At 43.8% G+C, this 17,549-nt stretch carries 3 protein-coding genes; 2 read left to right on the top strand and 1 reads right to left on the bottom strand.

The window, feature by feature from the left end:
• Nucleotides 1–111 precede the first annotated feature (111 nt).
• Entirely contained in the window at nt 112–357 is a 246-nt protein-coding gene (locus tag OQ5_RS21100) for a hypothetical protein (RefSeq protein WP_016777965.1), read from the top strand.
• 266 nt (nt 358–623) lie between these two features.
• Here OQ5_RS21100 and OQ5_RS21095 read toward each other — a convergent pair whose 3' ends face one another.
• Nucleotides 624–1,715 (bottom strand): ATP-binding protein, encoded by a 1,092-nt coding sequence (locus OQ5_RS21095; protein WP_255297533.1) that lies wholly within the window; start codon nt 1,713–1,715, stop codon nt 624–626.
• Between the two features lie 2,004 nt (nt 1,716–3,719).
• Here OQ5_RS21095 and OQ5_RS21090 point away from each other — a divergent pair.
• Nucleotides 3,720–17,474, top strand: coding sequence for a hypothetical protein (locus OQ5_RS21090; protein WP_016777962.1), 13,755 nt, complete (start codon nt 3,720–3,722; stop codon nt 17,472–17,474).
• Nucleotides 17,475–17,549 lie beyond the last annotated feature (75 nt).

The following is a 17,549-nucleotide window of genomic DNA, read 5'->3' as shown; positions in this document are numbered from 1 at the left end:
CAGTAGTGATAAAAAGTCAGAAACAGCTTTACAATTCTTATTTCGAAAAAGTGTTTCAATAAATAATTTGAGCATTTTTCTGTTTTAAGTGAAGGTTTCAAAAAGTTAAATATGTTATTACTTAAAAGGCGGGCGGGCCCGTCCGTTTTCCGGGCCGGCGGTTGGCGAGAAGGCTTAATGGGCGACTTCAAGGCCTTGCGGCAGTGTCGTTTCATGCATAAAATGACGCATAAGTTGAAGTTGCTTTTTAATTTTTTAGCAATGAGAAAAAGTAAGCATAGCCATAGCTACGTGAATCTTTTTATCATGAATAAAAAACAAAAAGCAACAATGCTTGGTGCGATATTTTATGCCTGATACGACACTAAGGCCGGAAATTAAGCCTGATGCGGTCTGATAGGTTTAAACGGACTAGACCTTTTTGTTTCTTTTTGGGGCAATGCCAAAAAGAAAATCCCTCTTTACCAGAAAGATAAATCTCCGACCAGTATATTGTAGTTGAAAACTACAGTGGTTGAATGACGAAGTCAGAGACTTCGCCGAGCTGGGGAACGCTGTTCCCGCGATGCATGATCCATTGATACATTATTTCGCTACAAAATCCTGATAATTGGAGGGGGAGATCACATGGAAAGTGTGTTGGGGATATGCACTTGGAAACGATTTTGGCAATTTGGTTTTCTTCTTCTCGTTCCATTTGAATTCATAGGCATGAAGGATGCCATTTTTTCTTCAATTAAGTCAATTTCTTGTTGAGAGTGGGTTCGCCAAAAATATGTATTGCGGTGTTCTCCTGAATTATCCAGATGTTTTTTTCGTTCGCTCATCAGGAAGTTTTCCCATAAAGCGCCCATATCATTTCTAAGCTCGGGAGGAGCAAAATTGTTGAGCATGGCATTGCGAACGCCATTGTCATAGAAATATATTTTCTTACTTTTTTTAAGTTCTGTACGTAGGTTTCGGGCAAAAGAACTTACCCTGAAAATGACAAAAACTTTCTCGAGCAATTCGATGTAACCTTCCACTGTTTCTTTGTCAATGCCCAACTTTCTGCTTAACTCGTAATATGATACTTCACTGCTTATTTGTAGAGCAAGAGACATGAGCAGCTTGTTGAGCGCGTCCGGATTGCGGATGTCCTTTATTGAAAAAATATCTTTGAAGAGGTAACTGTTGGCCAACTCGGAAAGCAGGATTTTTGCATCTGAAGGGAAGGTCACAACTTCCGGGTACATTCCGTAAATGAGTCGATGATTCAAGAGCCTTTGTTCTTCAAGGGCTGATGAGTGTTGGATGAGCTCATGTGTGGAAAAGGGATAAAGGCTGAATTCAAATTTACGCCCTGTAAGCGGTTCGTTTAATTGGTTTCTTAAATCGAATGCTGAAGATCCGGTGGCCACGAGCTGGACTTCAGAAATATTGTCCGTAATCAGTTTTAGAGTTGTGCCAATGTTTTTTATTTTTTGGGCCTCATCAATTAATAACAATTTGTGGTTGCCGATCATATTCCGGAGAGATGTGCTTGTGGCATTTTCCAATAGAAATCGGGTATCGGGTTCGTCACAATTAAGAAACAAAACATTTTTTTCTTTGTAATCAGTTGCCATTTTTTTTAAAAGCGTACTTTTCCCAACCTGGCGGGCCCCGGTTAAAATGATGGATTTTCCTCTGAAAAGCCGGTCTTTTATGGTGAGATAGACGTCCCTGTCAATCATAGTCTTTCCATTTTATGAATTATTCAAAACTTGAACAGATGTTCAAAAATATAATTTTTCGATCATATTCGAAAAATTCAGCTAAAAATTTCGAATACAATCGAAAAAATTGGCTAAAAATTTCGAGTATATCCGAAGAATTCAGCTAAAAATTTCGGACAGTTCTATCAAGCCCCGCTCGACGAAGGCTCTGACTTCGTCGTTTTACACCAGTAGTCTCCAGCCTATCTTTTTAAACAGTTTTTTTAGCTCAATTTACCACCTGAAAGGTTAGGAAGCACACTCGATTTTGATCTTTAATCTGATAACCTGTTGACATTGTGTAAATATTTTTACTTTTAAAGATAACAGATTTCCCGCTTTTTAACAGAAAGATAAATTCCCGGGCAGTATTTTGTAGTTGAAAACTACAGTGGTTTTGAGCGACGAAGTCATAGACTTCGCCGAGCGGGGGGGGTATTCTTGCAAGCAAGTTGCAGAGCCGAGAGACTCGAATTAAAAAAGCTGTTTCACAGCTTTTTTAAACGGCGAAGCCGTTAAGTCGCACCTTTGGTGCGGCTAAAAATTCGTGTAATTCGTTTAATTCGCGGTTAAGATAAACAAAATGGCGTAAGCCATTTTTCTCAATAAAGATACAATTGTAAGAAAAATCATTTCTGTGACAGTTACGCATATTTGTGATGAACCACCTTTTTGAACAGTTTCTCAACTCAATTAACCACTAACCACCTGAAAGGTTAGGATGTACAATCCATTTTGATTCTTAATCTGATAGCCTGTAGGCATTGTGATTTTTACCTTTAAAGATAGCAGGTTTCCCGCTTTTATTTGCTCCTTTATTTACCAGAAAGATATATTCCCTGGCAGTATATTGTAGTTGAAAACTACAGTGGTTGTGCGACGAAGTCAGAGACTTCGCCGGGCGATGGTTATTCATGCAAATTTTTAAAAATGTTTGCACCTGTAAATGTTAATTGTCAACATATCACTATTCAAAAGAATGTCGTAATAATGAACGACTTTATCTATTTAAAAGGCGCGTTGGCCTGTCCGTTTTCCGGGCCGGCGGCTGCGAGAAGCCAAAATGGGCGAATTTCACGGCCTTGCGCAATGGCCGGAAATTTTGGCTGATGCGGGCGGATAGGTTTAAACGGACTAGACCTTTTTGGTTCTTTTTGGGGCAATGCCAAAAAGAACAATGGAAAATAAATTTAAAATATGGCTGCTGACTTTTTCAGCAGCCCCTATTTACCAGAAAGATAAATTCCCGGGCAGTATATTGTAGTTGAAAACTACAGTGGTTGAGCGACGAAGTCAGAGACTTCGCCGAGCGATGGGACATTGTGTAAGTATTCTGATTCCGCATCGAATTGACGAACATCTAAAAACAAGTGATTAAAGAACTGAAAAATTCCATAAATAAAATTTGCTTTTCTGTTGAATATCTTCATGTTGTCACAGATATTAAATGTTAAAATTACGTTTCTTCTCTTTTTTCTTCCTTTTTTGGCCAACTTTTTTTGTTTTTGTAGAAATTAATGTTTCTTTACAGTATGGCTGTTTTAGAGAAATATAAATTCTGAAAAACACGAGAGGTTGTTTTCACGATTTTTTTGTTCCTGACCCAAAACAAACACTGGAAGAAACAGAATTGCGCAAACAGGCTGAAGCAACATAAAAAATTTACCTGTATTAAAAATTGAATTTTTCCGGCGATTACTTAATGCCTGTTTATGACAAACAACCCGCGAAAGTAGTGACAACCAGGGGCCATGGATGACCACTTCTGACAAAAAAATTCCACTCTATGGTTCCGGTATTATTACTTTGGTTCATTGAAATGAGTCCCGATTTCAAGGGATGAGTTCTCTCAATAAATCGGATCAGGGTATCAGGTTATTAATCACAACACAGAGTTTGGCAACAAAGATGCTTTTTAGATCGGACTCATAAATAAAAAATAACTTTGCCAAAACCCACTTTTGGCCCAATGATAATAAGCGGATGAGGAAAGGTTTACAAAGAAAAGGAACATGGTTTTTACGTAACTGGCTGAAGAGTGCTCTGCTCTTTGCAGGGCTTGTTGTGGTTGGGGGGAATTTGGCGGGACAGACAACCATTAACGCAGGTGTTTGCAGTGGAGGGGTTTTGTTCGGCAGCGATTTGTTTGATATAGGTGGAGTCCCTGCAGGGCATAAAAGTAGCGGCTCATGGTCATCACCCGATGGTTTAGTATTTTCCGACAGAAATGAAGGGGAGGGAGTAATTATTAGCGGGTTTGGTTCACTTTCCGAAACTTTTCATGCTATCTGGAAAAGAAATAACGGGCAGACATATGATTTTGAAATTACCGTTAGCGGTACTGCTGCTCCTGCAGCTGAACTATTGAACGAAGATGGTAATACAGACGGAGTTGTTCTTTGTAGTGGAGATTCGCATGTTTTCGACGCAACCCCTAAAGGAGGTTACAATTATGAGTTTTTCGAGAGAAACTATGATACTAAGGAGGTAATTTCTGTCCAGGGACCCGATAATAATGATGATTATTTATTTTCTTCTCCTGGCGATGGATCAATATATGAAGTTTTTTCGGTTGTTACAGATAACTCCGGGACCTGTCGTTCATTAACAAACACTATTGAAGTTTCAGATATTTCGGATGTTGAAGTAGAAGTAGTAGGTGGAGAGTCAGCATGTCAAGCTGATATTACAGGGCTCGAACTTGAGGTTTTGCCTTATAGCACAAATTCAGTTTTCTCTTATCAATGGTATTTAGATGGTTCACCTTTAGCTGGGGCTACCGGTAATACTTATTCTGTAACTTCTTCTGGTGATTATCATGTTGTTGTTACTGGCTGTGGAGGCAATACCTATCCTTCAAATGTTGTAACAGTTGGCACTTATGATTTACCTGATCCCACGATTGACCCAAATGGCACTGTTTATTTATGCCTCGATCAAACTCAGATTGATTTTACAAGCTCACTAAGTGCCTCTCCGCCAGTTGGTGTGGACTTGATATATGAGTGGCGTCACAATGATCAAATTAAACAAACAGGTACTTCCGATACTTATTCTAATAATACTTCCGTCAGTTCGACCATCTTAGGTGATTATCAACTAATCATCAGGGAGGATGGCAACGAAGAGTGCTACAATGAATCACCCGTAACAGATGTTGCCGGACGAACAACTTTTGAGGTTCTTTCTTTTTCTACAGTCGGAAGTCCTTCCTGTGAATCATCCGTCGAGCCCCAGTTTGAAATTGAACTTAACGTTGAAAACGGAACACCTCCATACGACGTTACCATTGAAAACACCACGAGTGGAACAACCAGAAACATAGGTGGATTAAGTGACGGAACTAATGTAGTGTCTTGGGGTACCGATATTACCGTAACCTCCAATTTTGAAATCACTGATGTTTCAGATGCCGCAGGTTGTGATATTGATCCTGGTCTTACTCCCTATGGACCTGTTACTTTTACAGTTAACCCAATTAATGTTTATGATGTTCTGGGCTCGGACATATGTTCAGATGGAACCAATACTACAGAGATCAGTTTGAACGATTCTGATGCTGATGTTGAGTATTTTGTTCTTTTGGATGGTGTAGATCACGATGGTCCAATTTCAGGAAGCGGGACTTCAGTTATTTTGGGCAACTACAGTGCACCAGGTCTTTATACAGTTGAAGGAAGAAGGACAGGGTGTTCTGATATTACTATGAACGGCTCTGTTACTGTAAGTGAAACTCCCAACTCATCTTTACCCGTAACTCTAACAGGGTCAGGATGTAGTGGAGACTCTCATATTATAACTGTTGGTAATTCCGAAACTGATGTAAATTATTCCCTTTACAGGGATGGTAGCGAGGTAAGAACTCCACGGGCAGGGAACGGAGGTGATCTCGAATTTACTGGTGTAACAACTGATGGCAACTATACAGTATATGCCGAACGGGGCATCTGTTCATTATTTCTCGATACTGATGTTACCATTTATAAAACGCCTGATCCGCAAACTATTGTTGATAATGAAGGATGCGAAGGAGACAATCTATTTGTAGAATTAGCTGGCTCTGAATCAGGATTTGAGTATTCATTGTATGACGGCCCTGATGGCACAGGTAATCTGCTCGAAACTATAGTAGGGGACGGTAATGCAATTTCCTTTAGTGGTGCAATTAACACGGGCGGAACTTATTCAGTTATAGCTTCCAATCCTGTTTCAAGCTGCATAAGGGATTTGGGGGATATTACCATTCACGACACTCCGGATTTAAGCTATACATTATCTACTACGAGTTCTCCTGTTTGTGCCGGCACCAATCATGTGCTCACATTGTCGAATTCTGAATCCGGAGTTTATTATCGCCTTTACCGGGATGATATTACAGGAACTAGAGTTGATGCTCAATGGGGAACAGGAAGTTCGCTTGATTTTGCCGCACAATCAGAGGCAGGTACATATCTGGTTACCGCTGATAATAATGGATGCGAATACCAATTGCCAAATGCCGAACTTATAATAAATGAACTACCTCAGCAATATACCATTTCAGGGCCTGATGCCTGTTTTGGCGATGACGTAACTATAACCGTTGATGATTCACAAACCGATGTCTCATACATACTTTACAGAGATGGGGCAGCTTACGGTACAGCTGTTGGAGGTACTGGGGGACCGATTTCTTTTACTGCCCAATATCCTGAAGGGACATACACCGTTCGTGCCAGTTCCGGTGGTTGTATGGCTAATATGATTGGCGATGTAGTTGTTAATGCGTTACCCAACGTAACTATTAATGGACTGAATTCTGATTATTGTGCCAACACGGGCGATGTTACCATCAGCGGGAATCCTGTCACCGGGACCAACAGCTGGCATGTTTCCGGTTATACTTCGCCCGATCCATCGTGGTTTAATGATAATGGGGATGAGACTGCCACCTTTAATGTGGACGATGCGCTTGCATCATCCGGAGAAAATTCATATACTTTTATTTATACGTATACCGATCCAAATACAGGTTGTACTAATGATGCATCTGGTACAACAACTTTTCATGATGATATAAATGACAATATTGCTGTCCATTACCGTGAGGCAGGTTCTTCAGATCCCTGGCAGGTTATGCCAACCGGTAGTGATCTTGTTTTGTGCCAAACAGACAATCCTGTTGAATTAGAAGCGTATTTTGTGGATACTTCAAACCCCATTCATAATGGAGATTATTCAGCTTCCGGTTCGGGTTTAACAGATAACGCTGACGGTACGGCAATATTTAATCCGTCTGTGGCCGGTAATGGTAACCATACCATTTCCTACACCTATACCGATGTTTATGGATGTATCGGAACTGTTGACTACACTGTTCAGATCGGGACTGACCTTGAATTTGTTAATCTGGATGCCTTATATTGTGAAGAGGAAGACCCATCAAATCCTTATCCGGTAACTATTTCGGCACAGCCTGTGGATAACATGCTCCCTGAGGGTGGTATTTTGAATTTATACAGCGCTGCTGATCTGACCACCCCGATTGTAAGTGACAACCAAACTCCAATGCCCGCGTCTTATCCCTCTATTTCTTTTGATCCGTCCATCCTTGGTCCCGATACCTATGTTTTTGAATATATTTATGAATATGGTGGATGTCAGAACATAATTACACAGGAAGTTCTTGTTCCGGATGTGGTTGATGCTACCTTTTCTACGGCTTCGGGAGAAACTCAATTTTGTGAAAGTGTATCATCAGTAACTCTTGTTCCCGATCAGAGCGGAGGATCGTTTTCCGGAACCGGGGTATCCGGTAATGTGTTTAGTCCATCTGCTGCAGGCCCGGGAACACATGATGTTTCATATACAATTAATACAGGAGGTTGTTATTCAACAGAAACACTGTCATTAACTGTCATTGAAAGTCCACAAATAGATATTGACGGTCTGTCACCAACGTATTGTGAAACAGACGGCGTTGTTACAATTGAAGCCAATACGTATGGTGTTACAGGAGGCACTTCTGCCTTCACTTCCACTACCAATTCTTCCGGCGTTTCTCCTGTTGGTGATAACGGAGATGGAACAGCTGCTTTTGATCCTTCTTCTGTTGGTCCCGGAACTTATTGGGTAACGCTTGAATATATCCATCCAACTTCCGGATGTACCAATAGTATCACCGAGGAGGTAGATGTTTATGCTACAACATTTGTCAATTTTGCTGATGATCAGCCGGGCGATCCTATGGAATATTGCCAGAATGGCGGAGATGTTTTGTTTACAGCAAGTTTCAGCATAGCTCCTTCTTCTTTCGGAACTTTCACTCTTTCCGGGGGAACAGGGTCTGAGCTTACAGATAATGGCGATAACACCGCTACTCTGGATCCAACATTGCTGACGCCCGGTGATTATGATGTTACATTCTCGTATACTAATAGTAACGGGTGTACGGATGAAAGAACAAAAACCATTACAATCTTACCAACGCCTACGCAATTTGCTGTTCAGGGTGGCGGTGCTTATTGTTTTGGTACCGTGGGTTCTGAAGTTATCCTTAGCGGTTCTCAAAACAATCCCGACCTTGAATACGAACTATTACTGAATGGGCTTTCATTTAGTCCAAGAATAGTTGAGCCAGGTGATGGCAATCCAATTAGTTTCGGAACGCAAACTTCGGAGGGGACTTATACTGTTGTTGGTATAAACACAGTTTCCGGCTGCACTTCTTTAATGGACGGATCTGTTGAAATTACTAGAAATGAAGTATCCCTCACAGTCGACGATTTTGCCAATGTCTCTTGTAATGGTGGTGCTGATGGCGAAATTACTGCTTCTGCCTCGGGTGGCAGTGCTCCTTACCATTATTATTTATATGATGATCCGGCAGCTGCTCCTGCCAATTTGTTGGAAGACAATAGCTCCGGACTATTCACCAACTTATCTTCCGGAACTTTCTATATCCAGGTAGAAGATGCCATAGGCTGTACTTTGCCCAATCCCATTGAGGTTACTATTACCGAACCTGTTTCTGCTTTGTCGATAACAACCGACAGTTCGCCTGTTGGCTGTTCAGGATGCACAGCCGGTGTGGATTGTGAAGGAGAAGCCTGGGTGAATATTTCAGGTGGAACGGCGTTTGCTGCCAATCCTGCTTATCCCTCTGGATATGACATTCAATGGACCGATGCGGCTGACGACCCTGTTGATCCTGCATTGATTACTGATAATGGAAGGCGAATTGAACAAATGCCTGCCGGTCAGTATACCGTTCTGGTTACTGATGCCAATGGTTGCACTATCTCCGAAAATATTATTGTTGGCACTTTACCGTTATTGAATGTGACAAGTGCTATGGAAACACAATCCGTTTCCTGCAATGGTGGCGCTGATGGAGCAATTGAAGTTACTGCTGAAGGGGGGTCTGAAGATTTAGGTTTTCTTTTGGAATCAACTTCATCATCTTATACATCGGGATGGCGAAATACAGGTATAACTAACAATGGCGATGGTACCTATACATATACTTTTACAGGACTTGAAGCCGATGAGTATATTGTAACAGTAAGAGATGAAAATTATACGAGGTGTACGTATGTGCATACTTCCACGGTGACTGTTTCTGAACCTGCTGCCCTTGATGTTGATGAAATTCCGGCTTCTCATATAAATGTTGATTGTAATGGAAATTCAAACGGGCAGTTTGAGCTGACGGCTACCGGAGGATCGGGGGACTATGAATATTCAATTGATTATGGAAGCAGCTGGCAGCCAACAAGTTTATTTAGTGGGCTAAGTGCCGGCACGTATTCTGCGTGGGTGAGAGATGCCTATGCGCCTTCATGTGTTAATCAGACGTTGGAGATTACCATTACTCAACCTTCACAACTTGTCATTACCGATTATTCTTCAACACCGGTTTCCTGTTATTCTGGCAACGATGGAAGCATCTCCGTTACAGCTTCAGGAGGAGACGGTAATTATGTTTACTCCCTGACTGATGGTACCAATACCTGGGGACCGCAATCATCTGCTACGTTTAATGGATTAGAAGCCGGTAACAATTATGCGGTAACTGTTACCGATGACAATGGGTGTTCAGCAACCCGCACAGATATTGAGGTTAATCAACCTTCGGAACTTACTCTTTCCGGCTCAGTAGATCAACATGTTTTATGCCATGGTGGAAATAGCGGTGAATTAACAGTAACCGCTTCCGGTGGTTCGGGTAATTACGAATTTAGCATTGATGGAGGCAGCACCTGGGTTAGCAATGGTACTGTTGACTATACCTTCGATAACCTGGTTGCCGGGACTTATACTGTCGATGTCCGGGATTTGAATGGCTGCACGACCAATACCTCCATAACAATCGATGAGCCGGCCACCGATTTCTCGCTAAACGGCACCGTAGATAATCATGTCACCTGCTATAACGGAAGCGATGCTGAGATAACAGTCGACGGAGTTGGAGGATCGTCAGCATCCGGAGTTAATTATGTTTTATATAAAGATATTTCAGGCTCCTGGATAGCTCAGTCTTCAGCTAATAATGGAGTCGGTGATCCTCATACATTTACAGGATTAGATGCAGGCGACTACCGCATCGAGGCATGGGACGATAATAATTGTACAGACTTTGTTGAACTGACTGTCAGCCAGCCTGCTTCGGAGATAGAGATTACTGCAATATCAATTGATCATGTTACGACTCCCGGCGGTAGCGACGGTTCCATTGAAATTACGATTACCGGGGGTAGCGGCTCTTATCCGACCATTGACTGGGAAGGCACATTAGAAGGCGGTGGTGCAGCTTCCGGTTTGGTGGATAACGTTTATGTACAGCCCAATCTGGAAGCTGGCACGTATACTGTTGAAGTTACAGATGACAACGGATGTACCGTGATGTCCGATCCTTTCGTGGTGACCGATCCCGACTCACCACTCGGTTTGAGCATTTCAACGAGTGATCCCGGTCCCTGTCACGGAACCACAAATGGTACCATTGGTCTTACAGCTACCGGTGGTGTCACTCCTTATGCTTCTATTACGTTAAGCAGAAGCGGGACAGTTATTCCGCCTGCAACATCCGGAAGTGATTATGCCAATTACAGTAACCTCGGTGAGGGAACCTATGAAGCTGAGGTGATTGATGATGCCGGAAACATTTATACTGAATCCATAACATTTACCTTGCCATCCGAACTGACACTCGATTTTGCCATCGACAACGATGCTACCTGTCCAGGAAACTCAGATGGATCAGTAACTTTCAGTGTTAGCGGCGGCACACCCGATGCCACCAACACCCCGAATACTTATGATTACTATATTACGCCGCCTTCCGGCAGTGTAATATCTGGTACTGTCGATGCAGGGGGAAGCGAAACCGTCTCAACACTTGCAGCAGGTACCGGCTACCAACTTCAGATAGTTGATGAGGTGGGTTGTACTGTTGGAACTACTTTTGATATAAATGAACCATCTCCGATAACATTTGATATAGATTCCGAAAACCTTTCCTGCTTCGGAAGTGATGACGGTGAGATATCCGTGAGTAATGTCAACGGTGGCTGGGGAAGTAATTACAGTTATGAATGGGAAGCTTATGATGGTAGCAGTTGGGATCCGTATCCGTCGTCTGGTCAGGCAACAACGTCAACAGTTACCGACCTCCCGGCCGGTACTTACCGGGTAATTGTTACCGGGAACCTTCATGGGTGTACGGCCACTTCTTCCGGAATTCAAATCACTCAGCCCGAAGAACTTGAACTTACCCTGTCGGGGCAAAAAGACATTACCACATGTTATGGTGATAATACCGGCGAAGTAACACTCCGGGTAGAAGGAGGTACACCGCTTTACGATCTTACCGGCAGTGCTGTCAATACAAACTGGGATGGCGATACTTACGTTGTTACCGGATTGTATGCCGGCACAAATAACTTTACTATTCAGGATGTTAATGGGTGTACTGCCAATGTTTCAACCGATATATCTGAGCCAGAACAGTTGGTTGTCAATAGTGTGGATCCCCGGATTGAATGTGAATCCAATGGTACAGGCGGAGAACTTGTGCTTGAAATAGAAGGTGGACTGGCTGATGCATCTGGAGATTACTCATACCAGATTGAATTGATAAACCAGACTACAGGAAACAGTTTGGTATGGATTCGAACATCAAATATTCAGCCTTTTATTATAAATGATATTACAGGCATCCCGGCCGGGAATTATGATCTGGAGATAACTGATGCCAATTCCTCTAATCCTTCGGGATGTGCATATAATGATGTGATAAGTCTTTCTTATATTGATATTCAGGCCAATGTAACAGATGTTACATGCCCGGGGGCAGCCGATGGTGCCATCGACATCACAGTCAACGGTGGTTCAGGAAATTATACCTTCAGTTGGGAGAAAGATGGAAATCCCTATGCCACTACCTCCGACTTAAGCGGCCTAACCAGCGGCACTTATACCTTAACCTTAACGGATACAGACCGTGGATGTACTCTGGATCCCATTGATTATACGGTCAATAATGGCAAAACCCTTGCCATTGATGCATCCGTTATTCCGGTAAGTTGTAACGGCAGTGCCAACGGTGCTATTATTATAGATGAAGTGATTGCTGCAACGCCTCCTGTTGATTATTACCTGGATGGTGTGTTGGATAGCGACAACGACGGTCAATGGACAGGCCTGAGTGCAGGTACCTATGAAGTGACTGCCATTGATGCGGATGGATGCGAGATTACGGAATCCTGGTATGTTGCCCAGCCATTGGCAATTGATTTTACTTTGAGTACTTCTCTTGATTGTTCGGTTGACTATAATCGGTCTATCGAACTAAACGGTTTAACAGGGGGTACTCCGCCTTACTCATACAACTGGAGCGGACCTGGTGGTTTCACAGAAGTTTCGAATACAGAAATTTCGGATATTACGGTAGGAGGCACTTATAGTGTCACAGTTACCGACCACAGGGGTTGTTCTGTAACAAAAACCATTGAGGTATCCGGGAAGCCTGTTCTTACTGCTGATTTAACACCTGTTCAGTGCAATGGTGGTGCTAATGGAATTATTGACCTGACAGTTACGGGTGGCAGCAACGATTACACTTACCTATGGGATGATCCTGCAGCATCGACCACCCAGGATTTAAGTGGTCTGGAAGCCGGCATTTATGAAGTTACAGTAACCGACAATTCTCAGATTTGTGCAAGTGGCAATCCTTATATAACTACGCTTCAGGTTGAAGTTCCTGAGCCTGATCCCATTGTTGTGGATAGTTATGTTACTCACAACGACTGTGGTGGAGGTACGCCCGAAGGGGAAATTAATATTACCTCTATAACAGGTGGAGCAGGAAGTTATACGCTTACCTGGGATGCATCACCATACATTACCCCCGGTGCCTGGCATCAGACCGGTCTGCCGGGAGGTGAGTACACCGTAGTTATTACCGATGCTGACGGTTGCAGTATAACCAGGAGTTTTACGGTTGATGAGCCGGATCCACTTGATTTTACCTTAAATGTGGACAATTCCGATTGCAGTCAGAATAATGCTATTGAGATTGTAAACCCGGTTGGTGGTACAGGTAATTATGAATATGTATGGGCAGGGCCCGGTGTCGATACATCGAGTCCGACAATTACGCTCCAGAGCAATTTGCCCGGAGGCGAATATACCGTCACCATGGTGGATGTTGGCAATGCCCATAATTGCAACATCAGTAAGTCTGTTACCCTTACCAAACCACTGGATGTTACTTACACCGTTCAGTCAGAAACCTGCCTCGGTGCCAATAACGGCTCTATCGACATTACTCCGTCCGAGGGTGTGCCACCCTATTCTTTCAGTTGGACAACAACGGATGGCAGTGGATTGTCGCCTACGCAGGAAGACCAGAGCGGACTTTCGGCAGGAACTTATGAAGTAGAGGTTACCGACAGTAATCCTGACGGGCCCTGTACTTTTACCATTTCAGATATTGAAGTTCCTGTTGCCAATACCATTACAGTTGCCGGCGATATCACCCATGTCCGTTGCTTCGGGGCTTCAACAGGCGCAATAAATATTAATGTCACAGGAGGCTCCGGCCCATATAATTATGACTGGAGCGGACCTGATGGTTTTACGTCTTCCAACCAGAATATCTCAGGATTGGAGGCAGGAAGTTACACAGTGGTTATTACCGATGTTATTTCCGGTACTACCTGTTCTGTAACGGAAACCTTTGCTGTGAACGAGCCGGCCACCCCTATTGAAGTTACCGATGTTGTCGTTGACAGTGTGGAGTGCCGTGGTGAAGCTACGGGGTCTGTTGACATAACAGTTGCCGGAGGCACACCACCCTACAGTTTCCAATGGACCGGCCCGGGAACAATACCCGATCCCACGCTAGAGGACATTGATAATATACATTCGGGTGATTACAACGTGGTCATTACCGATGCCAATGGTTGTGTACTTGATTATCAAAGTACTTATGGTAGTCTCATTCATGTTCCGCAGCCCGATGAAGCGTTGTCCGTCACTCTGATAAATGTGGAGGATGTCACTACAACAGGAGGAAACGACGGTTCCATTGAGGTTGATGTAGCAGGCGGTACCGGGTCATATACTATTCTCTGGTTCGATGAGAATGGCGATCCTGTTCCCGGAAGCACCGGTCTTGAAGTGGTTGATAACCTTACTGCCGGTACTTACCGCGTTTATGTAGAAGATGAACACACTTGTTCCGATGAAATTATCAACATAGTGGTAACAGAACCCAATGCCACCCTTGAACTTATCGTCAGCAAGCGGAGTGTAGGGCCATGTGATGGTGCCGGCAACGGACAAATAACTGTGGATATGGTTGGCGGAACATTACCCTATCAGTCCATTACTTTATATGACGGGTCAGGCCAGGTAGATCAGGTGCTCAATGATAACAATGCTGTATTTACCGGCTTGCCGGCCGGCGAATATGAAGTGGTAGGAATTGATGACAACGGTGTGGATGTCAGAGAAGATGTAACCATATTGCAACCTTCTGCTTTGCAGTTAAATGCGTCCATTACGCAACATGTTGAGTGTTACAGCCAATCCACCGGAATCATTGAAGTTTCTGTTAACGGTGGCGTGGCTGAAGAAATACCTGGAAATTATTATGTAACGCTGAGTGGCGGCCCGTCTGGTACAGCAGCCAATTATTCGCCAGCACCCGGCGACGTCTTTACTTTTGATAATCTTCCTGCCGGAACTTATACGGTTCGGGTTATCGATGACAGCAATATAAATGAAGTGGCCTTTGATAACGATGCTTTTGCGGATGGCTATGGCGATGGTTCTTTCAATATGAACACGGATTGTTACACAGAGCAACAATTTGTGGTTACCCAACCTGAAGCAGAGCTTGAAATCAGTACCGTTACAGGCAGTGAAGAATTGTGTGAAGGTACATTACCAACCCTTCAGATTATTACTTCGAATTGGGACCCGGCAGCCAATCCGCTTGAAGTTGAATTGAGCGATGGCGAGACTTACATCGTTAACGACTCACCATTCCAGTTTCAACCGAAAAACGTGCCGGATGTCGGAATAACACAATATTCAATTGTCGGATTTGTTGAACAGGGAACCTCATGCAACAAGGGTACAGCTACCGGAATTGCTACTGTAGAAGTACATCCGTTGCCAACTGCCCGCATTTTTGGCGATTCCGAACTTTGCATAGGCGAAAGCAGGGACCTGGGTATAGAACTAACCGGATCTTCTCCCTGGGAGGTGGTGGTCTCGGACGGTACGAATACATGGACTGAAAACTATACCGGTACTTTCAATATTTTCACGGTTTCACCCGATGCCAGCGCTACTTATGAAATATTAAGCGTCACTGATACTCATTGTAGTAATACCGGTACCGGAACAGCTGATGTGACCGTCAACGAACTGCCGGAAGTGACCCTTTCGGGGAATGCAGAAATCTGTGAGGGACAAAGTACCGACCTTACTTTTGATTTTCCTGCCGGCACTGGCCCATGGACAGTAACATTTACCGAAAACGGAGTTAACAGAACAATAGGTCCGATCATTAATAACACTTATGATTTAAGTGTTTCTCCGTCAGTTACAACAGATTATGAATTGGTAAGCATTCAGGATGCCAACGGTTGTTCTAAACCGGCTTCCGGTTCCGTAAGGGTTACGGTTCGTGAATATCCCGGGCAGCCCGTGGCAATAAACGGTGACGATATCGTTTGCCAGGGAAGTACTCATACCTATTCTGTTGATCCCGTGCCTAACGCGGTTAGCTATGTTTGGTCGTTGCCAACCGGCGCAACCATTATTTCGGGTGACGGCACACGGGAGATTGAAGTTGAGTTTGCCACCAATGCACAAACGGGTAATTTGTCGGTCTATGCAGAAAATAGCTGTGGTGCCGGCCCCAGCAGGACGCTTCAGATAAATGTGGATGAGTTACCTCAGAACATTGGCGCTATTTCCGGCCCTGAAGATATTTGTCAGGGTACAACCGGTATAACTTATAGTGTTGCACCTGTTGCAGATGCTTCCATCTATAACTGGACTGTCCCTACCGGATTTTCTATAGTGTCGGGACAGGGAACTGCCAAAATTATTGTAGACCTGGATCCGGCTCTGGATGCTACAATTGGAGATGTGACAGTGACACCCGAAAACAGTTGTGGCATCTCTTCAAGTACATCTACTCTTGAGGTTGAGGTTCATCCCCTTCCACAGGCCGATGCCGGAAGTGATCAGCAGTTGTGTGGAAATTCTGCTACTTTGGCTGCTGTTGACCCAACTACAATAAATGCAGATTGGGAAGGTACCTGGCAGGTTGTTTCAGGCTATGCCGATATTACTTCTCCAAACGATCCTTCCTCCTCCGTTACCAATATAAGCCGCGGTGATGTCGTGTTACGCTGGACTGTTACCAATACAGCAGCCGGTGGAAACGGTTGTAGCATTAGCGATGAGGTAACCCTCAGAAATAACACGCTTACCGTTATTGCCGATGCAGAAAAAACACTGACCTGCGACGGGTCAAGCGATCTTTATGCAACCCCGGTTCCGGCATATCCAAATACCAGCGGGCGGTGGACTGTGGAGTCCGGAGACGGTGTTTTTGAGGATGCTAATTCTCCATCTACCAATGTATATGATTTGGCGCCAGGTTCAAATATTATAAGATGGACCATTACCCAAAACACCTGTGAGAGTTATGCCGAAGTGGAAATTGTTAATGATCAGCCCGATCAGGCTGTTATCTATGACCAGGATGTCATCGACCTTTGTAGTACCGACACCATACTTACCGCCAATGATCCGGTGGAAGGTACCGGTGAATGGACCGTTGAGAAGGGACGCGCTACTATTACGCCAATAGGAGGGAATGATTATGAGGTTGAGGTTACAAACCTGGCCAGAGGAGAAAATATTATAAGATGGACCATCTCTAAAAACGGAAATTGTTCGACTTATGACGAGGTGATAATTCGTAATAATCAGTTGGATGTGGATGCAGGCGACGACTATACAACTTGTCAGAGTTCTGTTCAATTGGATGCAACACCCCCGCCATCAGGTGTGGCGGGACACTGGACTGCACTAGATGCGGCATCCGGATCGGTCATCTTCGATGACGGAACATCTTATCAGTCGCAAGCAAGCAATCTCGTTAACGGTGAAAATCGTTTGAGATGGACACTATATAAAACGGATGTGAAAGTTCCGACGAGATAGTAATTACCAGCAATGCTCCGACTCAAGCCACTGTTGGAAGTGAGCAAACAATTTGCAAGAACGACACCGTCCTTA

Source organism: Anaerophaga thermohalophila str. Valhall (genome assembly GCF_000250735.1).
Classification (GTDB): domain Bacteria; phylum Bacteroidota; class Bacteroidia; order Bacteroidales; family Marinilabiliaceae; genus Anaerophaga; species Anaerophaga thermohalophila_A.
This window is presented reverse-complemented; position numbering and strand designations above follow the sequence as displayed.

What these genes read in the sequence shown, in the direction of transcription:
- OQ5_RS21100 (WP_016777965.1), top strand. Translation starts at nt 112, where the DNA reads ATGTTATTACTTAAAAGGCGGGCGGGCCCGTCCGTTTTCCGGGCCGGC.
- OQ5_RS21095 (WP_255297533.1), bottom strand. Translation starts at nt 1,715, where the DNA reads ATGATTGACAGGGACGTCTATCTCACCATAAAAGACCGGCTTTTCAGA.
- OQ5_RS21090 (WP_016777962.1), top strand. Translation starts at nt 3,720, where the DNA reads ATGAGGAAAGGTTTACAAAGAAAAGGAACATGGTTTTTACGTAACTGG.